A 19,308-nucleotide genomic window follows, 5' to 3' on the forward strand; every position below is an offset into this window, starting at 1 on the left:
TTTGCGAATCCATATTTATCTTTTTTTAGGGGTTGAATTGTTCGGCGCACAGACCGATTGTGTAAGTAAGAGGTCACGGTGATGACGCCCAAGGGCTAGCCGAAGGGCCTCTAGCGAGCTAGCTGAAATAAGGGATGAACTATGCAAATCCAAGTCAACAGTGATAACCATATTCAAAGCAGCATCCGACTGGAGGAGTGGGTACGTACTACCATTGAGAGCACGCTCGAACGATACGAAGAGGACCTGACCCGCGTCGAGGTCCATCTGCGGGACGAAAACGGCGACAAGCCCGGACCGCACGACATGCGCTGCCAGCTGGAAGCACGGCCAAAAGGCCACCAACCGATTTCTGTCACCCATAAAGCTGACTCCCTGGAACTGGCGATCGACGGGGCGGCCACCAAACTTGAACATGCTCTGGATCACCTGTTCGGCAAACTGCGGGGCAAACCACGTGCCGCGGTAGTGCCATTCGAGAGGGGGGCACACGCAGATGTGCTGCTGGAAGAAGAATTTCTCGAGAACGAACAGGCTGCGCAAAACGGCTGAAGCCTGATTTAATTTTTACCTTTCCACCGACAAACGGGTCTGCTTATGCAGGCCCGTTTTTGTTTGCGCGTTCAGTCATCTCCGCCCAAACGCACCTCTCTGTAGCAGGTGCCGAAGGCTGCGTTCGGCTGCGAAGCGGTCGTTAAGTCAGACGCCGCGGTGATTCAGGGAAATCGTGCACCCAGGTTTTGCGGCTGCTTCGTAGCCGAATGCAGCCTTCGGCAGCTGCTACAAAGGGGCGTTACGGCTGCCTGAGTGGCGATATCGTCGGAGTCTTTTGCGTATGAGAATATTTATCATTAATATTGCGGCCTTGTTGGCCCCGTGACTTTCGCGTGGCCTCACCCGGTTTCAAGGTCGAAACATGAAAGGCAAATCCACCACGCTCCCCGTTTCCCACCGACTGGCGGTCACCGCGCGGGTGCTCGCCGCCGTGCTGGGCGGTTATCTCGTTTCGGCGCTGGCCAGCGTCAGCCTGACAATGTGGTTGCCCATGGCCCGCGCCGAAGCCGTCGTGACCGGGATGATGAGCTCGTTTCTGGTCTATCTGGTCGCGGTGCTCTGGTGCTTTGCCTGCCGCACGGCGTGGCAGGCCTGGATCGGTTTGATGGTGCCGAGCCTGGTGCTGGCGGTCGCGTCGGGGCTGGCGTACTGGGTGGGCCACGCATGAAAGAGGGCTTTCGTCAGGCCATGGCCTGGCTGCACACCTGGGCCGGTTTGATCTTCGGCTGGCTGCTGTTTGCGATTTTCCTGACCGGCACACTGGCCTACTTCAAGGACGAGATCAGCCATTGGATGCAGCCGGAAATTCCCGCCCGGTCGGTGTCCTCCGAAGCCAGTCTGATTCTGGCACAGGGCTATCTTCAGCAGCATGCCACCGGTGCTTCGCGTTGGCTCATCGAGTTGCCGAGCGCTCGGCAACCTGGCCTGTCAGTGCGCTGGCAACAGTCGCCAGCCAAGCGCGGTGAACGCGGCCGCTTCACTGAAAAACTGCTCGACCCGCAAACCGGCGCTGAACTGCAGGGCCGCGACACGATGGGCGGCGACTTCTTTTATCGCTTCCATTTCCAGCTGCAGATGCCCTATCCGTGGGGCCGCTGGTTGTCGACGATCGCCGCGATGGTGATGTTCATCGGCCTGATCACCGGGATCATCACGCACAAGAAAATCTTCAAGGACTTCTTCACCTTCCGCCCGCGCAAGGGCCAGCGTTCGTGGCTGGATGGGCACAATGCGGTGGGTGTTCTGGTGTTGCCGTTTCACCTGATGATCACCTACAGCAGCCTGGTGATTTTTATGGCGATGGTCATGCCGGCGAGCATTCTGGCTTCGTACAAGGGTGATGCCAGCCAGTTTTACGCTGAGGTGTTTCCGGCTTCCAATACACCGCAAGCCGCTGGCCAACCCGCGCAGTTGGCGCCATTGGCACCGCTGCTGGAAAAAGCGCGCGAACAGTGGGCGGGCGGGCGAGTAGGGCGGCTGACGGTGAACAATCCGGGCGACGCGAATGCCTCCGTCGTGCTTGCACGTGACGGCAGCGACCGGGTGGTCCACGACTTTGGCAGCGCGGTGACGTTCAACGGCGTGACCGGCCAACTGCTCGGCACCACCCCGAAGCAAGCACTGCCAGTGGCGATTGCCGGGAGTTTCTACGGTTTGCACATGGGCCATTTCGCCGGGCCGGTGTTGCGCTGGTTGTACTTTATTTGCGGTCTGGCGAGCACGGTGATGATTGGCACCGGGTTGGTGATCTGGCTCGGCAAGCGTCAGCTCAAACATGCAAAAAGCGCTGTGATGCCGTTCGAGTTGCGCCTGGTGGAAGTGCTGAACATCGCCAGCATGTCCGGGCTGGTGATCGCGGTAGCGGCGTTCTTCTGGGCCAATCGCTTGCTGCCGGTCGAGATGGCCGGGCGGGCGGAGTGGGAGGTAAACAGCTTCTTCATGGTCTGGGGCTTGAGCGTGTTGCATGCCCTGATCCGCCGTGGCCGCACGGCGTGGGTCGAGCAGTTGGCGCTGGCGGCACTGTTGTTTTGCGCGGTGCCGTTGTTGAATGCCCTGACCACGCCGTATCACTTGGGCGTTACGTTGACGCAGGGCGATTACGCCTTGGCCGGTTTTGATCTGGCGTGTCTGGGCAGTGGGCTGTTTCTCGCCTGGGCTGCGTGGAAAATGCAGCGCTCGGCGAAGGCCGATACCGTTGTTCGCAAGCGTGCTCAACCGATCACGCTTGAGCGAGGAATCAACTGAATGTTGCTGGCACTGATGCTCTGCTATGGCGGTTTCACCGCGTTGTGTTTATCGATGGATCGGCATCACAGCGACCTGCTGGGCCGCAAGCCGTCGGCCCGGCGCCGGCAATCGATGAAACTCGGTGGCTGGCTGTTGCTGAGCCTGTCGCTGTGGGCGGCGGTGTCGGCGACCGGTTGGGGATTGGGACTGGTGGAATGGTTCGCGGTGTTGATGCTCAGTGCTTTGTTGCTGGTGCTGTTGATGCCGTATCGCCCGCGTCTGGCGTTGGGGTTGGCCGGTGTGAGCCTGCTCGCCAGCCCGGTTGCCCTGTTAGTGCAGGGCTGACCGGATGATCGCCAGCCCCCCGGAATCCCATGACGATGAACACCGCGGTGCGCGTGCGCATTTCCTGCAGGTGTTCCTGTCCCAGCGTTCGCAGATGGAAGCGCTGGTGAACCGTCGTGTCGGTTGCCGGGCGACGGCGGCGGACCTGGTGCAGGACTTGTTCCTGCGTTTCTGGCGTCGGCCGCTGGTGCAGGTCGAGGAACTCAGCACCTACCTGTTGCGCTGTGCCGGCAATATCGCCATCGATCACTTGCGCAGTGAAGGCACGCGGGTGCGGGTCAATGAAGGCTGGATGCCGGAGGCGCCGGACAGCCAGGGCAGTGAACCGCAAGCGGCGCTGGAGGCGGGCAACGATTTGCGGCATGTCGAAGCGGCGTTGCGCGCGTTGCCTGAGCGCACGCGGCAGATTTTTTTGCTCAACCGCATCCATGGTCGCAAGTACGCCGAAATCGCCAAGGCCATGGGCCTGTCCCAAAGCGCCGTCGAAAAACATATGATGCGCGCCCTCGAAGCCTGCAAGGCCAGCCTTCGAGAACCCGAACCGCGCACGCCAGGGAAAGCACCGTGAACACCATCGAACGCGTCACACCGACGCCGGCTCAGGAACAGGCGGCTTTTGCCTGGCTGAGTCTGTTGCATGACCAGCCCAGCAGCGGCGATCAATCCACGTTCAGCCAATGGCTGCAGGCCGATCCGGCCCACGCCGAGGCTTACGCCCAGGCGCAAGTGGTGTGGGAATTGAGCGAAGGGCCGGCACGGACCCTCGCCGATGAAGAGGCGTTGGCCTTGCAGGGTTATCTGAATGCGATGAATCGTTCGCGCCGCAGCAGCGTGCGGCGATGGTCCGGCGCGCTGGCGATGGCTGCGTGTCTGCTGTTGATGGTCAGCCTCGGTGCGGGCTGGCAGCCGACGCGCTGGATCGATGACCTGGGTGCGGATTATGTGTCGGCGCCGGGGGAAATTCGTACCGTCACGTTGGCCGATCAGTCGCAAGTGACCCTGGATGCCGACAGTGCGATTGCGGTGGATTTCAGCGGTGGCGAGCGGCATGTCCAGGTGCGTCGGGGTGCCGGATTTTTCAGCGTGACCCACACTGGCGAGCCGTTTGTGGTCGACGCTGAACAGGGTCAGGCGCGGGTGCTGGGCACGCAGTTTGAAGTGCGCCTGCAACCTCACGGCGCGCAGGTCACGGTGTTGTCCGGGCGGGTGGGCGTGACGGCGAGCAAAAACGCTGAGCAGCAAATCCTCACGGCTGGCCAGCAAGTGGCGTATGGCGATGGCTCGGCAGAAAAGCTCCATGCAGTCGACAGCGAAGCGCAGTTGGCGTGGCGTCAGGGTTGGCTCAATTACTACAAGGCGACACTCGCCGAGGTGGTGCAGGATCTTGGGCGTTATTACCCTGGGCGGATTGTGCTGCTCAACGATGAATTGGCGGCGCGGCGGGTCAGTGGCAGTTTTCCGAGCAAGGATCCGCAGGCGGTGTTGAGTTCGCTGCAAGGCGTGCTGGGGTTTGAGCAGCACAGCGTTTTGGGGCATTTGATTATTTTGCGTTGAGGCCACCGGCCTCTTCGCGGGCAAGCCTCGCTCCTACAGGATCACGCAATCCACTGTAGGAGCGAGGCTTGCCCGCGAAGGCGTCCGATCAAACCACACCGAACCCGAATAAAAATATTTTCAGATTTTTGATGAGGTAAACCCCGACCCCATCCGTGTAGTGACTGAAACTGCGAGTCATTCGCATTCCGTAGCGGTTCTACACAGGTCATGAGCAATGAAGTCCAGGGCAAAATCGGGTTCGGTCAAACAATGGTTGGGTGTTTCTGCATTGAGCTTTTCGGCGCTGGCCTTGCTGCCGCTGAGCGTGGCACTGGCGGCTGAGGCCGGCACTGCACAGCCGCGCACGCAGTTCAGCTTCGCGTTGGCCGCCAAACCGCTGCCCCAGGCCTTGAGCGATTTCAGCCGGATCACCGGCATCAGCGTGGTCTACACCGATGAAGCGCCTTACGGCCTCAATGCGCCGGCCGTCAGCGGACAGATGAGCGCCGAGCAGGCGATGCAACGTTTGCTCGGCGGTTCGGGCTTCACCTTCCGTCGTACCGATGGCCACACGTTGGTCCTGGAGCCGTTGCCGACCGAAGGCGCGCTGAACCTGGGCGCGACCACCATCACCTCGGTGATGGATCAATCCATGAGCTATCAGCCGCCGCCCACCAGTTCGGTGATGCGCTCTTCAGCCTTGCTCCAGGAAATCCCGCAAACCGTTAACGTCGTCTCCGCCCAAGTCATTCGCGATCAGGCGCCGCGTAACCTCGATGACGCACTGGCCAACGTCAGCGGCATCACCCAGGGCAATACGCTGGCGAGCACCCAGGATTCGGTGATGACTCGCGGCTTCGGCGACAACCGCAACGGCTCGATCATGCGCGACGGCATGCCCATCGTGCAGGGCCGTGGCCTCAACGCCAGTGTCGACCGGGTCGAGGTGCTCAAGGGCCCGGCTTCGTTACTCTACGGCATCCAGGACCCGGGCGGCGTGGTCAACATGGTCAGCAAAAAGCCCGAGCTTGAGCAGTACAACGCCTTGACCGTGCGCGGCTCGACTTACGGCGACGGCAAAAACGGCAGCGGCGGCGGCCTCGACAGCACCGGCGCACTCGGCACTTCCGGCCTCGCTTACCGCATGGTGCTGGACCACGAAGACGAAGATTACTGGCGCAACTTCGGCACCCATCGCGAAACCCTGGTGGCGCCATCGCTGGCCTGGTTTGGCGAAAGCACCAAGCTGTTGTTCGCCTATGAACACCGCGAGTTTCTGACCCCGTTCGACCGCGGCACGGTGATTGACCCGCGTGATAACCACCCGCTGGACATCTCCCGTGATCGTCGCCTCGACGAGCCGTTCAACAACATGGAAGGTCGCTCGGACCTTTACCACTTCGAGGCTGACCACGAACTCAACGACAACTGGAACGCCCACTTCGGCTACAGCTGGAATCGCGAAACCTACGACGCCAGCCAGGTCCGCGTGACCGCCATCGACACCGCCAAAGGCACGCTGACGCGGAGCATGGACGGCACGCAAAACGCAATCAGCACCGACCGTTTCACCACCGCCAGCCTCGAAGGCAACGTCAATGTGCTGGGCCTGCAACATGACCTGGTATTCGGCATCGATGACGAGTACCGCAAGATCTACCGCGAAGACCTGATCCGCCAGAAAAGCCTGAGCAACTTCAGCTACGTCAGCCCGGTCTACGGCCGCGAAGTCGCCGGCACCACGGTCAGCCCGGCGGACAGCGCGCAGACTGATTTACTGCGCAGCGATTCGGTGTTTTTGCAGGATTCGATCCACCTCACCGAGCAATGGATTCTGGTCGGCGGCGCACGGTACCAGGCGTACGACCAGTACGCCGGTAAAGGCGTACCGTTCCATGCCAACACCGATAGCAATGGCCAGAAATGGGTACCGCGCGCCGGCCTGGTGTACCGCTACACCGACGCATTGTCGTTCTATGGCAGCTACACCGAATCGTTCAAACCCAACTCGACCATCGCGCCATTGAGCGGCAGCAGCGTCGTGCTCGACGGCAGCGTTGCGCCGGAGGAAGCCAAGTCCTGGGAGGTCGGCGCCAAGCTCGACATGCCGGGGCGCATCACCGGTAATGTCGCGCTGTTCGATATCAAGAAACGTAACGTGCTGATCGCCAACTCTGAAGGCCCGACGACGATCTACAGCGCCGCCGGTGAAGTGCGTTCCCGTGGCCTGGAAGTGGACCTGAGCGGCCAACTCAGCGATCGCTGGAGCATGATCGGCAGCTATGCCTACACCGATGCCGAAGTCACCGAAGACCCGGTCTACAAAGGTAAAAAACTGCAAAACGTGGCGAAGAACAGCGGCTCGCTGTCGGCGGTGTATGACTTCGGCACTGTCGTTGGCGGCGACCAGTTGCGGGTTGGCGCGGGCGCGCGTTATGTCGGCGAGCGGGCGGGTAATGCCGTGAACGATTTCGATCTGCCGAGCTATACCGTGGCTGATGCGTTCGCGACGTATGACACCAAGGTCGAAGGGCAGAAGGTCAAGTTTCAGCTCAACGTGAAGAACCTGTTCGACCGCACCTACTACACCTCGGCGGCGAGCCGGTTCTTTGTGTCGATGGGGGATTCGCGACAGGTGATGTTGTCCAGCACCTTGGAATTCTAAGGGCAGACTGCGTCATCGTTCATCGCGAGCAGGCTCGCTCCCACAGGGGAATGCATTCCAAATGTGGGAGCGAGCCTGCTCGCGATGGCGGCCTGACATTTAGCGCAAAAACGCCTGCCGATACTCCCTAGGTGTCCCACCCAACGCCTGGCGAAACCGATGGGTAAAGTGACTGGCACTGGCAAACCCGCACGCCAGTGCAATCTCCCCCAACGGTTGCGACGTCGAGCGCAGCAACTCCCGCGCCCGGTTCAGTCGCCGCGCCAACACATACTGATGCGGCGGCAAGCCAAAGCTCTCCCTGAACATCCGCGCAAAGTGGTATTCCGACAGCGCACACAACCCCGCCAACTGCCCCAGGCTGATGGCTTCGGCCAACTGGCTGTCGATGAACTCCACCAACTGCCGCCGCTGATGCGCCGCCAACCCGCCCTTGAGCCGCAACCCTTCGCGCATGCCGACCTGGCTGAGCAGGGCGTGGCTGAGCATTTCATGGGCCAGGCTGCTGGTGAGCACGCGTTCGCCCGGCTCCTCCCAATTGAGCGTGATCATCTGCCGAAAGCGTCGGGCCTGCTGTGGGTCGTCGAGGAACGTGCTTTCGCGCAACTGCAATTCGCGCGGCTCGCGGTCCAGCAAGGTCACGCAGCCGAGGGCGAATTGTTCGGGGCTGAAATAAAGGTGGGCCAGGCGAATGTCGCCATTGATCACCCAACCAGACTGATGGTCAGCCGGCAGGATGCACAGTTTGTCCGGGCCGCCCTTGGTGCCGGGCTGACCGCGGCGGAAAGTGCCGGTGCCACCGGCGATGTAGCAGGACAAGGTGTGGTGGCTCGGCGCTTCGTAATCCTGGGCGTCGTGATGGTTGCTCCACAAGGCTGCAGCCATGCCGTCACCGAGCTCGGCGCTGAGCTCGAGGCGAGCATTGGGCGAGCGGTTGAGGGCTTGAAAGACTTGCAGGGTTTCCAGTGCGGGCATGATCGGTTCTCTCCAACGCCTTGCATCCTACTCCGTAGGCATACGGCTGCCAGCCCGTGGCCCGACAAAAGCGCAAGTTTATGCAAGTGCGCCAAGGCGTGGCGCAGGACACTGAACGCCTATTCAGGAGTCTGTGCCATGAACCTTACGTTGTATCTGTTGACCGTGCTGATCTGGGGCACCACCTGGATTGCCCTGAAATGGCAGCTGGGCGTGGTGGCCATTCCGGTGTCGATCGTCTATCGATTCGGCCTCGCCGCACTGGTGCTGTTCGTGATGTTGCTGCTGAGTCGGCGCCTGCAAGTGATGAACCGGCGCGGGCACCTGATCTGTCTGGCGCAAGGGCTGTGCCTGTTCTGCATCAACTTTATGTGCTTCCTGACCGCCAGTCAGTGGATCCCCAGCGGCCTGGTCGCCGTGGTGTTTTCCACCGCCACCCTGTGGAATGCCCTCAATGCGCGGGTGTTCTTCGGCCAGAAAATCGCCCGCAATGTGCTGATGGGCGGCGCGCTGGGCTTGTTCGGACTGGGGCTGTTGTTCTGGCCTGAACTGGCCGGCCATACCGCGAGTCCGGAAACCTTGCTCGGTTTGGCCCTGGCACTGCTCGGAACCCTGTGTTTTTCGGCGGGCAACATGTTGTCCAGTTTGCAGCAGAAGGCCGGGCTCAAGCCGCTGACCACCAACGCCTGGGGCATGGCGTATGGCGCGGCGATGCTCTCGGTGTGGTGCCTGGTCAAAGGCATTCCGTTCGATATGGAGTGGAATGCCCGCTACATCGGGTCGCTGCTGTACCTGGTGATTCCGGGCTCGGTGATCGGCTTCACCGCGTACCTGACGCTGGTCGGGCGCATGGGACCTGAGCGTGCCGCCTATTGCACCGTGCTGTTTCCGGTGGTGGCGCTGAATGTCTCGGCGTTTGTCGAAGGCTACCAATGGACCGCGCCGGCGCTGGTCGGGTTGGTGCTGGTGATGCTGGGGAATGTGCTGGTGTTTCGCAAACCCAAGGCGGCGATGGTGCAGGGCAATGGCAAGTTGGCGTGATCGTGTGTAACGCACGGGCAGGCGCCGAAACGCCTGCCCGTTTCGCTTAGCCTTTCCAGACTTGCGGGTTGACCAGATCCTGCGGTCGATCACCCAGCAAGGCGCTGCGCAAGTTGCTCAAGGCGCGGTTGGCCATGGCTTCGCGGGTTTCATTCGTCGCTGAGCCGATGTGCGGCAAGGTCACGGCGTTTTTCAGCTGGAACAGCGGCGACTCGGCCAGCGGTTCTTTCTCGTAGACATCCAGGCCGGCGCCACGAATCCGGTTGTTTTGCAGCGCTTCGATCAGTGCCGGTTCATCCACCACCGGACCACGGCTGATGTTCACCAGAATCGCGTTCGGCTTCATCAGCGCCAGTTCGCGATGGCTGATCAGGTGTCTGGTTTTTTCGCTGAGCGGCACCACCAGGCAGACGAAATCGGCTTCGGCCAGCAGTTGATCAAGCGTGCGCAACTGCGCGCCGAGTTCTTGTTCCAGTTCGGTCTTGCGGCTGTTGCCGCTGTAGATGATCGGCATGTTGAAGCCGAGCCGACCGCGACGGGCAATGGCCGCGCCGATATTGCCCATGCCGACGATGCCCAGGGTCTTGCCATGCACATCGCAACCGAACAACGGCGCACCGACAGTCGCTTGCCATTGGCCGGCCTTGGTCCAGGCGTCCAGTTCGGCTACACGGCGGGCGCTGCTCATCAGCAAGGCGAAGGCGAGGTCAGCGGTGCTTTCGGTGAGCACATCCGGCGTGTTGGTCAGCATGATCCCGCGTTCGTTGAAGTAGGCGACGTCGTAGTTGTCGTAGCCGACCGAGACGCTGGAGACGACTTCCAGTTTGGCGGCGTTTTCCAGTTGCGCGCGGCCCAGTTTGCGGCCCACCCCGATCAGTCCGTGGGCGTGGGGCAGGGCTTCATTGAATTGCGCGTTGATGTCACCGTTTTTCGGATTCGGCACGATGACGTCGAAGTCCTGTTTGAGGCGTTCGATCATTTCGGGGGTGATGCGGCTGAAGGCGAGGACGGTCTTTTTCATCGGAGGAGGGCTCGTCGGGCGGAGGTGAATGGTAAGCACGCTACATTCTTCGCGGGATTTGTGCGAGCCGAACGTCAACCGCTCAACGGCTGTTGCAAGCTTGAAGCTTGCGGCGCGCCATCCAGTTATACTGCCGCCTTTCGCGGCTCGCTCACCGGGCCCGACTTTATGTGTATCACCCGGAGCTTTCATGACTTCCCCGACACAACCGCCGGTCGCCGACGCCTTGAGCGACGACCCGGCAGACCTGCCAGACAGCGTCGACTCCAGCGCAGACAGCGAAACCAAAGCCGCGATCCCGGCGTTCAAGTTCCCGTTCAAACCGGGCGAACTGGCGGCGGCGAAGAACGCCAGCCAGCCTTGGTACAAAAATGGCGCGAAGAACGGCCACACCAAGACCCCAGGGGCTGCGCCTCCGGGTACTCGTCGTTCGATGGGTAAGCGCTAGGGTTTCAGCGTTGCGGTGGCTGGGCTGCCGTCATCGCGAGCAGGCTCGCTCCCACATTAGATCGCGTCCGTCTGGGCAACGCGGTCAACTGTGGGAGCGAGCCTGCTCGCGATGGGGCCATCACCATCAGCACGCCTTTCAGCTCAAGCCGCCCGCAACGATATAAACGCATAGTTCGCAGGCTCATCCGCCACCACTTGCGCGCCCGCCGCCAACACCTGCCCGGCAATGTCATCCCCCGACACATGAAACAGCCATTCGCTGGACCACTCCGGCAACGTCTGCCCGCTCAACTCATCAATGATCGTCGCGAACTCGGTCATATCCGGTAGATAAGCGGTAAAGCCATCGCCCTTCAACGCGGTCGTCCTGAACCCCATTAGCGCGCAAATCGCATCCTTGTACGGGATGTCATCGCGATCGGCCTGGCGCGAGCGTTCGATCAAACCGGCCAGTTCCTGATCCACCAGCTTGCCGCCCACAATCAGCTCCGGTCCTTTTTCCCACGACTCCGGCGGACATTCCTTCACGGCGGTGTTCAGTGGAATGTGCGGATTGATTTCCATCGGATAGATGCGGCACACCAGCGGCCGGCGCTCATAGATGCGGCAGAGGTTGTCTTCGTCAAGATTCCGGCAGGGACCGACGTTGTAGGCCGCAAAGGTGATGGCGACATAGGCCTCGGCGGCGCCGCTTTGAACCCGCGCCGAGCGGCGTTCGGCATGTTCGCGTTGTTGCACCGGCAGGCCCAGGCCATTGCCCAGGAAACCTTCCACCAACACGATCACCTGGCCTCCGTCGGCGGCCCATGAGCGGGCTTCAGGCAGGGTCAGGGGGACATGATGGTCATTGCAGCATTTGCCGCAACCTACGCAGGAAAACGTCGTATTCATTGAGCGGTCAGTCGCCTATCAGGGCCTGCAACGGCGACAGAATGCCGCCGCAAAGACCGCTGTCGAAGCAAATTATGCGCCAGACCCTTTGCGGGTCATTGGGCCTTGGCGGTCGGGCGGATGGAGTCCCATTCGGTGATGTAGGCGGTTTTGTCCTTCTTGTTATAGAGGCACAGCTCAGTGCCTTGCTGGCCTTTCATGTGTTTTTGCGGGTACTGGCCTTGCAGCAGCAATGCGGTGTAGCCCACCCGGTCATCGAACTGCGCGGCGTTGCCGACGGGTTTGGCGTTCTTCAGACCGCTGGCCTTGGTGCAACTGGCGAGCACGGCTTTATCGTAGGCGGCCCAGGCATCGGTGCTGGAGGCGTGGGCCTGGGTGGCGAGGGCGGTGAGGCAGAGGAAGGTCAGGGTGACAGCTTTCATGGGGTAGGCATCCTTGGGGTTATTGGAGGGAGTATGCCTGATGGTTTGATGGAGCAAGTGCGGGCCTCTTCGCGAGCAGGCTCGCTCCCACAGGGGGAATGCATTCCAAATGTGGGAGCGAGCCTGCTCGCGATGACGGTGTATCAGACTGGAACCGGCTCCCGACGGACCACGTACATCCCGGCACTTTCATACAGCCGCTGCGCCCGAAGGTTGTCTTCCAGCACCTTCAAGTCGACAAATCCTTCACGCCGCCGGGCAAACACGTTGAAAGCATGCAACAGCAACGCACGGCCTAAACCCAGACGCTGAGCCCGCGGATGCACCACCAGGCTTTTAATGTAGGCGCTGGTCCAGCACTGGCACACGCCGACGATGCCGTCTGCATCCAGGACAATGAAGCACAGGCTCGGATCGTATTCGGGGTCGGTTTCAAAACGCCGTTGCCAAACCTCCAACGCCGGCACGCGACCGCCACCTTCCTGAAAGCCCAGTTCCATCAATCGATGAACCTCGGTTGCCAGGTCGGGACGGTAGTCGCTGAGGACAATGCCCTGCGGCCAGGTGATCGCAGGCACAGCCTCAGCGAGGTTGCGCCGCATCAGAAAGCAGAAGTCCCTGGCCACTCAATGACCCTGTTCAGCGACCGCCCTGGCCGCTTCGATCAAACACTTGGTCAGCTCCGGCGAGGAGAATTTGGTCAGCACCGCATTCGCCCCGGCAAGACGCGCCTTTTCGCTGTTCATCGCGCTGTCCAGCGAGGTGTGCAGCAACACGTAGAGGTGCGAGAAGTCCGGGGTTTCGCGCAGGGTGCGGGTGAAGGCGTAGCCGTCCATCTCGGACATTTCGATGTCCGAGACTATCAGGTTGATCTGCTGGGCAGTGCCTTGCAGGTCCAGCAGGCAGTCAATCGCTTCCTTGGCGCTGCGGGCGGTGTGGCATTGCAGACCGAGATTGCGCAGGGTGTGCACCGATTGTTGCAGGGCCACCTGGCTGTCATCGACTACCAGAATCCGCGCGCTGCCGAGGACTTCGGCGTCTTCCATGCTCAGTTCGGTCGGGGCCATTTCGATCTGGGCCGGGGCGATGCCGTGGATGACTTTTTCGATGTCCAGCACCTGCACCAGCGTGCCGTCGACCGACGTCACCCCGGTGATGTACGAACGCACACCGCCAGAGCCAAAGGGTGGCGGACGGATGTCAGTGGTCAGGCAATGGACGATCTTGCTCACGGCCTGAACATGCAGGCCCTGCTTGGAACGGCTGACGTCGGTGACGATCAGGCAACCGCCATTCGGGTCTTCCAGCGGCCGCTCGCCAATGGCGCGGCTCAGGTCGATCACCGACAACGACGCGCCGCGCAAGGTGGCGATGCCTTTGACGTGCGGGTGCGACTCCGGCAGTTTGGTCAGCGGCGGGCAGGGGATGATTTCACTGACTTTCAGCAGGTTGATCGCCATCAGCTTGCCGCTGCGCAAGGTAAACAGCAGAAGCGAAAGTGAGTCTGCGCGGGCTTTGTTGGAGGACATAAAAACCTTCTGTGGAAAAAGGTGATGGGCGACCGCGAGGATCGCCAACAGCTATCGATGCCGGGTTATCGACTTGTTGGGGGCAGGCTTTAGTAATTCGGGTGAACGGTAGGACGCCTTCGCGAGCAGGCTCGCTCCCACAGGGGAATGCATCCCAATGTGGGAGCGAGCCTGCTCGCGAAGGGGCCGTCACTTCATCCCCAATCTCTTCGCCATCCGGCCAAGGTTCGCCCGATCCAGGCCCAGTTCACGGGCGGCACTCGCCCAGTTATCGTGGTGCCGTTCCAGGCAAGCGCTGATCAGTTGCCGCTGATAATTCTCGGTGGCTTCACGCAAATCTCCCGCCACCAACGGTATCGGCGCAGCGCTTGATTGTTCGGCGGCGACTTCAAGGCTGCCATTGGGCAAGTCCAGATCCGCCGCACTCAAGCTAAGAATTTTCGGTCGTTCCTTGCAGTTGCCCAACGCTTTCAGGGCGCTGCGGCCAATCAAATGTTCCAGTTCGCGCACATTGCCCGGCCAGTCATACGCCAGCAATGCCGCTTGGGCATCGCTGTTCAGGCGCAGGCTGTTGAGGCTCATGCGTGAGCGGTTCTGCTCCAGGAAATAGCCGCTGAGCAGCAGCACATCGCGCCCACGATCACGCAATGCCGGCACCAGCAACGGGTACACGCTCAGGCGGTGATAGAAGTCGGCGCGGTAGCGACCGCTGCGCACTTCTTCGGCCAGGTCGCGGTTGGTCGCGGCGATCAGGCGCACGTCGACCTGATGTTCCTTATCCGAACCCAATCGCTGCAACTGACCGCTTTGCAGCACGCGCAGCAATTTGGCCTGCACCGTCAGCGACAGTTCACCAACTTCATCGAGAAACAGGGTGCCGCCATTCGCCAGTTCGAACTTGCCACGCCGATCATTCATCGCCCCGGTGAAGGCGCCGCGAACATGGCCGAACAATTCGCTTTCCACCAGCGTGTCGGGCAGCGCGGCGCAGTTGAGGCTGATGATCGGTTTGTCGGCCCGGGGCGAGGCGGCGTGGATGGCCTGCGCCACCAGTTCCTTGCCGACGCCGGTTTCGCCGGTGATCAGCACGGTCAGGTCACTGCCGCCGACCAGATTGATCTCTTCGACCAGCCGTTTGTGGGCCTTGCTCTGGCCGATCATCTCGCGGTTTTGCTGGCCGCTGGCCTGACGGTAAACCTCGGCGCGTTGGTGCTCGTCTTCGGCGCGGTTGGCCAGGCGTTCGATGCGCTCGGCGGCGTTGACCGTGGCTGCGGCGAGGCTGGCGAAGGCTTGCAGGGCGTCCAGTTCAATCGGCTCGAAGCGTTCCGGATCGAGTGCGTCGAGCGTCACCAAACCCCACGGACGCTCATCGATAAACAACGGGCAACCCATGCAGTCGTGGACTTCCAGATGATCGTCGAGGCCATCGATCAACCCGTCGTAAGGGTCGGGCAAGTCGCTGTCGGCGGCGAAACGAGTCGGGCCGGGACTGCTGAGCAAGGCTTCAAAGCGTGGGTGTTCGCTGACCTTGAAACGTCGGCCCAGGGTGTCGGTGCTCAACCCGTCGACGGCCAGCGGCACCAGCCATTCGCCATCGAGGCGCAGCAGGGCAGCCGCATCGCACGGGAGCAGGGCGCGCATGGCTTCGAGCAGGCGCCGATAGCGCTCGCCTTCGGGCAGTTCGCGGGACAGGTCGGAGACCAGGGGCAGCAGGGCGGTCAGCAAGGATTTTGCAGTCATAGTGACTCCATGTAGTCGGTATGACTATAAAACAGTCTTGGTCGATATGACTATAAAGATATTAAGTTATTGATTTATATGGCTTTAATTGTTGGCACGAAAACTGATAAGTATGGGGCAGTCATTTGGTAATCCAAGAAGCTCAGGAGTCACTCTATGCTTAGCGTTCAAGACCGTGCAATCGTCAAATCCACCGTGCCGTTGCTGGAAAGCGGTGGCGAAGCGTTGATCACTCACTTCTACCGCATGATGCTCTCCGAGTACCCGGAAGTCCGCCCGCTGTTCAACCAGGCCCACCAGGCCAGCGGTGATCAGCCGCGTGCGTTGGCCAACGGCGTATTGATGTACGCGCGGCACATCGACCAGCTCGACCAGTTGGGCGACCTTGTGGCGAAGATCATCAACAAGCACGTGGCTTTGCAAATCCTGCCGGAACACTACCCGATTGTCGGCACCTGCTTGCTGCGAGCGATTTCCGAAGTGCTGGGCGACGAGATCGCTACCCCTGAAGTGATGAGCGCCTGGGGCGCGGCCTACGGTCAACTGGCCGAGATCCTGATCGGTGCTGAAACCAGCATCTACGACCAGAAGGAACAGGCACCGGGCGGCTGGCGCGGCGCGCGGGACTTCATCGTCGCGGCCAAGGTGGAAGAAAGCGCGGAAATCACCTCGTTCTACTTCGAACCGGCTGACAAAGGCCCGATTCTGGCGGCAGAGCCAGGCCAGTACATCGGCATGAAACTGATCCTCGATGGCGAAGAGATTCGTCGTAACTACTCGTTGTCGGCGTTGGCGAACAAGGGCCAGTACCGCATCAGCGTCAAACGTGAAGCCGGTGGCCGCGCCTCCAACCACCTGCACGATCAACTGCACGTCGGTTCGAGCATCCAGCTGTTCCCGCCCTCGGGCGAGTTCATCCTGACCGCCAGCGACAAGCCGTTGGTGCTGATCAGCGGCGGCGTCGGCATCACCCCGACCCTGGCCATGCTCGAAGCGGCGCTGGCCACCGAGCGGCCGGTGCACTTTATTCACTGCGCGCGTAACGGCAGCGTCCACGCCTTCCGCGACTGGATCGATGCGTTGGCCGAGCGTCACCCGCAACTCAAGCGCTTCTATTGCTACGCCGAAGATGATGGTGTGAGCCCGGCGGCAGACAAAGTTGGCCTGTTGAGCCAGGAGCAGCTCGGCGAATGGTTGCCGCAGCAGCGTGACCTGGATGCCTACTTCCTCGGGCCTAAAGGTTTCATGGCGGCGATCAAGCGTCACCTGAAGGCGTTGGGTGTGCCGGAGAAGCAAAGCCGCTACGAGTTCTTCGGGCCGGCTTCGGCGCTGGAATAACGGTTTGCGGCGACTCGGGAGACCGAGTCGCCTTCATCGCGAGCAAGCCCGCTCCCACATTGGATCTGCGTCGTATGCATGACTTATATACGACGCGGTCAAATGTGGGAGCGGGCTTGCTCGCGAATGGCCGCACCTCGGTCTAAATTATGAAAACCCGCAAAAGTTAATCCCTCCTTAACCGGCCTGTCGTCTATTCCCCCCGACATCCCCCAACACGCACCGGGCTCTCCAAGGTCCGAGCCTGCGTGTAGACTTGCGGGCAATCGATATTCAGAAGGGAAACGCGATGAGCGAGGAAACGATGCGGTTGGGACGTGAGCGGCGCTATCTGGTGCTGCTGGGCATCATCTGCCTGGGGCTGATCGGCGGCGCGCTGTACATGCAAATTGTCTTGGGCGAGGCGCCATGCCCGCTGTGCATCCTGCAGCGCTACGCATTGCTGCTGATCGCGATCTTCGCCTTCATCGGCGCAGCGATGCGCACGCGTCGCAGCATCACGGTGTTTGAAACCCTGGTGGTGATCTGCGCCCTGGCGGGCGTCGGGGTGGCGGGGCATCACGTCTTTACCCAGTTCTATCCGGCGGTCAGCTGCGGCATCGATGTGCTGCAGCCGATTGTCGATGGTCTGCCGCTGGCGAAGATCTTCCCGCTGGGCTTCCAGGTCGACGGTTTCTGCTCCACGCCGTATCCGCCGATCCTCGGCTTGTCGCTCGCTCAATGGGCGCTGGTTGCTTTCGTGCTGATCGTGGTGCTGGTGCCGCTGCTCATTTCGCGTAATCGAAAAGCGCTGCGCTGAGGTCATCCGCCCCCTCGTTACGTCACGCAAAAAAAACGCCCCGGTCCTCATTCAGAGGGCCGGGGCGTTTTGCATTTCGGTGGTCGGCAAAATGACCTTGATGCGCGACAAGTTCAGGTGCGGCACATGTGCGACATGTTGTCACAGCGCGAGTGTCGCAAGGCGTTTCAATGTGCCTGATTGGTGTACGGCTTTGCAACAGAACGGGTGTTTTTTAACAGCGGGCGATGTCAGTGCGGAAAAGCCGTAACAGGCAGTTTTAACAGGCCTCGGCGAATTGCCGGAGCCCTTGTCATATAGGGGCTTGAGCGAGGTCGGAGGACGGTGCAGAGCCTTCGATACTGTCTGAACTGCGTGTGGTAGACCTACTATTTTTGGTGTTTTTGTTGAGAATTAATTTCGATAACATGCCGGACTTTTGCAGAAACCGTTAATGATTGTTGCTGGAATGGATAAAAATTATTTCGGGATGAGACATGGTTTATGAATCGCTACGTATCTACAATCGCCACCACTGAATTCCCGGCGCTGCTCACCTTTACTCAGGTGCTTGAGCAGTAATAGGGCGTCGAGAGGCCGGATGGCTTCATGCGACTCCCAGGTGTCGGTGCCTTCCAACTATCCGCACCAAATGGAATTGGTCTGTAACAAGGCCTTTGACCACGAATTCGAATAAGAACTCAACGCTAGCCCAGGATTTGTCGAACAGCGTCTGACGCGCGACGGGCAGCCACTTATTCAATCCAAGAAAAATGCCAACCCTTGGCAGGGTGAAGTGTTGGCGATCAAAACCCAACTGCATTGCGCAAGCTGCTTTAGAGGTCGTGAGATGAGTAAAAACAGGTACCCCAGACTACTAGGCTTATTGCCGCTGCTCGGCACGCTGTTGCTGTCAGGCTGCAACATGACCTTGCTCAATCCCACGGGCCAGGTTGGCCTGGAGCAGCGAAACCTGATCATCACCGCAACGTTGCTGATGCTGTTGGTCGTGGTCCCGGTCATCGTCATGACCTTCCTGTTCGCCTGGAAATACCGCGCGTCCAACACCAGCGCGACCTACACCCCGAAATGGAACCACTCCACCAAGATTGAAATCGCGGTGTGGACCGTTCCGATCCTGATCATCATTGCCCTGGGTTACATCACCTACAAGTCGACCCACGAACTGGACCCGTACCGTCCACTGGAGTCCGACGTCAAGCCGATCACCATCGAAGTGGTCGCGCTGGACTGGAAATGGGTGTTCATCTATCCGGAGCAGGGCATCGCCACCGTCAACAAGATCGTGTTCCCGACGAATACGCCGGTCAACTTCAAGGTGACGTCGGACTCGGTGATGAACTCGTTCTTCATCCCGGGCCTGGGCGGCCAGATCTACGCGATGGCCGGCATGCAGACCAAGCTGCACCTGATTGCCAACCGTGACGCTGAAATGGAAGGCATCTCCGCCAACTACAGCGGCGCAGGTTTCACCGGCATGAAATTCAAAGCGATCTCAACGTCTCAGGAAAATTTTGACGCCTGGGTCAGTGAAGTCAAAAAGGCACCTAAACAGCTTGAACAAGCTGAATACGCAGCCCTTTCCAAGCCAAGCCAGAACAACCCAGTCGAGCTCTACTCCTCGGTCACGCCAAACCTGTTCCAGATCATCGTCGACAAGTACGAAGGCATGAAACCGGGTCCGAAAGTGAACCACGAGAAGAAAGAGAAGGAAGTGGCCGCCACGCAAGGGATGGACATGAACGCGCATTCAGCTGCCGGGGCAGAGGAGTAAA

19 protein-coding genes are annotated in these 19,308 nt (G+C 60.5%); 12 read left to right on the plus strand and 7 right to left on the minus strand.

Annotated elements, in window-relative coordinates:
* Window positions 1–141 precede the first annotated feature (141 nt).
* From ACA057_RS04720 to ACA057_RS04750, 7 genes are all read left to right on the plus strand, one after another.
* Window positions 142–552, plus strand: a complete 411-nt coding sequence (locus ACA057_RS04720; protein ID WP_059403312.1) for an HPF/RaiA family ribosome-associated protein — start codon at window positions 142–144, stop codon at window positions 550–552.
* A 364-nt stretch (window positions 553–916) separates the two neighbouring features.
* Complete coding sequence (locus tag ACA057_RS04725; protein ID WP_497346313.1) at window positions 917–1,222, plus strand: DUF3649 domain-containing protein; 306 nt, start codon at window positions 917–919, stop codon at window positions 1,220–1,222.
* On the plus strand, window positions 1,219–2,799 hold the full coding sequence (locus ACA057_RS04730; RefSeq protein WP_497346315.1) for a PepSY-associated TM helix domain-containing protein: 1,581 nt from the start codon (window positions 1,219–1,221) through the stop codon (window positions 2,797–2,799). Before ACA057_RS04725 ends, ACA057_RS04730 begins: the two co-directional genes overlap by 4 nt.
* Window positions 2,800–3,126, plus strand: coding sequence for a DUF3325 domain-containing protein (locus ACA057_RS04735; protein ID WP_497346317.1), 327 nt, complete (start codon window positions 2,800–2,802; stop codon window positions 3,124–3,126).
* A 4-nt stretch (window positions 3,127–3,130) separates the two neighbouring features.
* The gene (locus ACA057_RS04740; RefSeq protein ID WP_497346319.1) at window positions 3,131–3,694 is read left to right on the plus strand and encodes an RNA polymerase sigma factor; all 564 of its coding nucleotides are present in this window, start codon (window positions 3,131–3,133) and stop codon (window positions 3,692–3,694) included.
* On the plus strand, window positions 3,691–4,680 hold the full coding sequence (locus ACA057_RS04745) for a FecR family protein (RefSeq protein WP_497346321.1): 990 nt from the start codon (window positions 3,691–3,693) through the stop codon (window positions 4,678–4,680). The genes ACA057_RS04740 and ACA057_RS04745 overlap by 4 nt, the downstream gene beginning before the upstream one ends.
* A gap of 217 nt (window positions 4,681–4,897) precedes the next feature.
* On the plus strand, window positions 4,898–7,327 hold the full coding sequence (locus ACA057_RS04750; protein WP_497346323.1) for a TonB-dependent siderophore receptor: 2,430 nt from the start codon (window positions 4,898–4,900) through the stop codon (window positions 7,325–7,327).
* 99 nt (window positions 7,328–7,426) lie between these two features.
* On the opposite strand, the gene ACA057_RS04755 is transcribed toward ACA057_RS04750, so the two are convergent.
* Window positions 7,427–8,302, minus strand: a complete 876-nt coding sequence (locus tag ACA057_RS04755; protein WP_497346325.1) for a helix-turn-helix domain-containing protein — start codon at window positions 8,300–8,302, stop codon at window positions 7,427–7,429.
* Window positions 8,303–8,440: 138 nt separating this feature from the next.
* Between ACA057_RS04755 and ACA057_RS04760 the strand changes: the two genes are divergently transcribed.
* Window positions 8,441–9,343, plus strand: a complete 903-nt coding sequence (locus ACA057_RS04760) for a DMT family transporter (protein WP_497346328.1) — start codon at window positions 8,441–8,443, stop codon at window positions 9,341–9,343.
* A gap of 46 nt (window positions 9,344–9,389) precedes the next feature.
* Here ACA057_RS04760 and ACA057_RS04765 read toward each other — a convergent pair whose 3' ends face one another.
* On the minus strand, window positions 9,390–10,364 hold the full coding sequence (locus ACA057_RS04765) for a 2-hydroxyacid dehydrogenase (RefSeq protein ID WP_497346330.1): 975 nt from the start codon (window positions 10,362–10,364) through the stop codon (window positions 9,390–9,392).
* Between the two features lie 190 nt (window positions 10,365–10,554).
* Here ACA057_RS04765 and ACA057_RS04770 point away from each other — a divergent pair, with 190 nt between their 5' ends.
* Window positions 10,555–10,812, plus strand: a complete 258-nt coding sequence (locus ACA057_RS04770; protein ID WP_123410172.1) for a hypothetical protein — start codon at window positions 10,555–10,557, stop codon at window positions 10,810–10,812.
* A gap of 143 nt (window positions 10,813–10,955) precedes the next feature.
* Here ACA057_RS04770 and ACA057_RS04775 read toward each other — a convergent pair whose 3' ends face one another.
* From ACA057_RS04775 to norR, 5 genes are all read right to left on the minus strand, one after another.
* A complete protein-coding gene (locus tag ACA057_RS04775; RefSeq protein ID WP_497346332.1) occupies window positions 10,956–11,705 on the minus strand; it encodes a YkgJ family cysteine cluster protein in 750 nt (249 codons plus the stop codon).
* A 95-nt stretch (window positions 11,706–11,800) separates the two neighbouring features.
* Window positions 11,801–12,127, minus strand: a complete 327-nt coding sequence (locus ACA057_RS04780) for a hypothetical protein (RefSeq protein ID WP_497346334.1) — start codon at window positions 12,125–12,127, stop codon at window positions 11,801–11,803.
* Between the two features lie 143 nt (window positions 12,128–12,270).
* Window positions 12,271–12,729: a GNAT family N-acetyltransferase gene (locus tag ACA057_RS04785; RefSeq protein WP_497346336.1), complete on the minus strand. Its 459-nt coding sequence runs from the start codon at window positions 12,727–12,729 to the stop codon at window positions 12,271–12,273.
* 24 nt (window positions 12,730–12,753) lie between these two features.
* Complete coding sequence (locus ACA057_RS04790; RefSeq protein ID WP_401356360.1) at window positions 12,754–13,656, minus strand: chemotaxis protein CheV; 903 nt, start codon at window positions 13,654–13,656, stop codon at window positions 12,754–12,756.
* A 189-nt stretch (window positions 13,657–13,845) separates the two neighbouring features.
* The gene (norR, locus tag ACA057_RS04795; protein WP_497346339.1) at window positions 13,846–15,396 is read right to left on the minus strand and encodes a nitric oxide reductase transcriptional regulator NorR; all 1,551 of its coding nucleotides are present in this window, start codon (window positions 15,394–15,396) and stop codon (window positions 13,846–13,848) included.
* Window positions 15,397–15,552: 156 nt separating this feature from the next.
* Here norR and hmpA point away from each other — a divergent pair, with 156 nt between their 5' ends.
* The 3 genes from hmpA to cyoA all read left to right on the plus strand — a co-directional run bounded on the left by hmpA (window position 15,553) and on the right by cyoA (window position 19,307).
* A complete protein-coding gene (gene hmpA / locus ACA057_RS04800; protein WP_497346341.1) occupies window positions 15,553–16,734 on the plus strand; it encodes an NO-inducible flavohemoprotein in 1,182 nt (393 codons plus the stop codon).
* Between the two features lie 289 nt (window positions 16,735–17,023).
* Window positions 17,024–17,533, plus strand: coding sequence for a disulfide bond formation protein B (locus tag ACA057_RS04805; RefSeq protein ID WP_497346343.1), 510 nt, complete (start codon window positions 17,024–17,026; stop codon window positions 17,531–17,533).
* Between the two features lie 829 nt (window positions 17,534–18,362).
* Window positions 18,363–19,307: a ubiquinol oxidase subunit II gene (gene cyoA, locus ACA057_RS04810; protein ID WP_401356369.1), complete on the plus strand. Its 945-nt coding sequence runs from the start codon at window positions 18,363–18,365 to the stop codon at window positions 19,305–19,307.
* Window position 19,308: the final 1 nt, after the last annotated feature.

The organism is Pseudomonas sp. LBUM1661, from assembly GCF_059695925.1.

Bases quoted from the DNA above. Each gene is read 5' to 3' on its own strand.
- ACA057_RS04720 (WP_059403312.1), top strand. From the start codon at position 142: ATGCAAATCCAAGTCAACAGTGATAACCATATTCAAAGCAGCATCCGA.
- ACA057_RS04725 (WP_497346313.1), top strand. From the start codon at position 917: ATGAAAGGCAAATCCACCACGCTCCCCGTTTCCCACCGACTGGCGGTC.
- ACA057_RS04730 (WP_497346315.1), top strand. From the start codon at position 1,219: ATGAAAGAGGGCTTTCGTCAGGCCATGGCCTGGCTGCACACCTGGGCC.
- ACA057_RS04735 (WP_497346317.1), top strand. From the start codon at position 2,800: ATGTTGCTGGCACTGATGCTCTGCTATGGCGGTTTCACCGCGTTGTGT.
- ACA057_RS04740 (WP_497346319.1), top strand. From the start codon at position 3,131: ATGATCGCCAGCCCCCCGGAATCCCATGACGATGAACACCGCGGTGCG.
- ACA057_RS04750 (WP_497346323.1), top strand. From the start codon at position 4,898: ATGAAGTCCAGGGCAAAATCGGGTTCGGTCAAACAATGGTTGGGTGTT.
- ACA057_RS04755 (WP_497346325.1), bottom strand. From the start codon at position 8,302: ATGCCCGCACTGGAAACCCTGCAAGTCTTTCAAGCCCTCAACCGCTCG.
- ACA057_RS04760 (WP_497346328.1), top strand. From the start codon at position 8,441: ATGAACCTTACGTTGTATCTGTTGACCGTGCTGATCTGGGGCACCACC.
- ACA057_RS04765 (WP_497346330.1), bottom strand. From the start codon at position 10,364: ATGAAAAAGACCGTCCTCGCCTTCAGCCGCATCACCCCCGAAATGATC.
- ACA057_RS04770 (WP_123410172.1), top strand. From the start codon at position 10,555: ATGACTTCCCCGACACAACCGCCGGTCGCCGACGCCTTGAGCGACGAC.
- ACA057_RS04775 (WP_497346332.1), bottom strand. From the start codon at position 11,705: ATGAATACGACGTTTTCCTGCGTAGGTTGCGGCAAATGCTGCAATGAC.
- ACA057_RS04780 (WP_497346334.1), bottom strand. From the start codon at position 12,127: ATGAAAGCTGTCACCCTGACCTTCCTCTGCCTCACCGCCCTCGCCACC.
- ACA057_RS04785 (WP_497346336.1), bottom strand. From the start codon at position 12,729: ATGCGGCGCAACCTCGCTGAGGCTGTGCCTGCGATCACCTGGCCGCAG.
- ACA057_RS04790 (WP_401356360.1), bottom strand. From the start codon at position 13,656: ATGTCCTCCAACAAAGCCCGCGCAGACTCACTTTCGCTTCTGCTGTTT.
- norR (WP_497346339.1), bottom strand. From the start codon at position 15,396: ATGACTGCAAAATCCTTGCTGACCGCCCTGCTGCCCCTGGTCTCCGAC.
- hmpA (WP_497346341.1), top strand. From the start codon at position 15,553: ATGCTTAGCGTTCAAGACCGTGCAATCGTCAAATCCACCGTGCCGTTG.
- ACA057_RS04805 (WP_497346343.1), top strand. From the start codon at position 17,024: ATGAGCGAGGAAACGATGCGGTTGGGACGTGAGCGGCGCTATCTGGTG.
- cyoA (WP_401356369.1), top strand. From the start codon at position 18,363: ATGAGTAAAAACAGGTACCCCAGACTACTAGGCTTATTGCCGCTGCTC.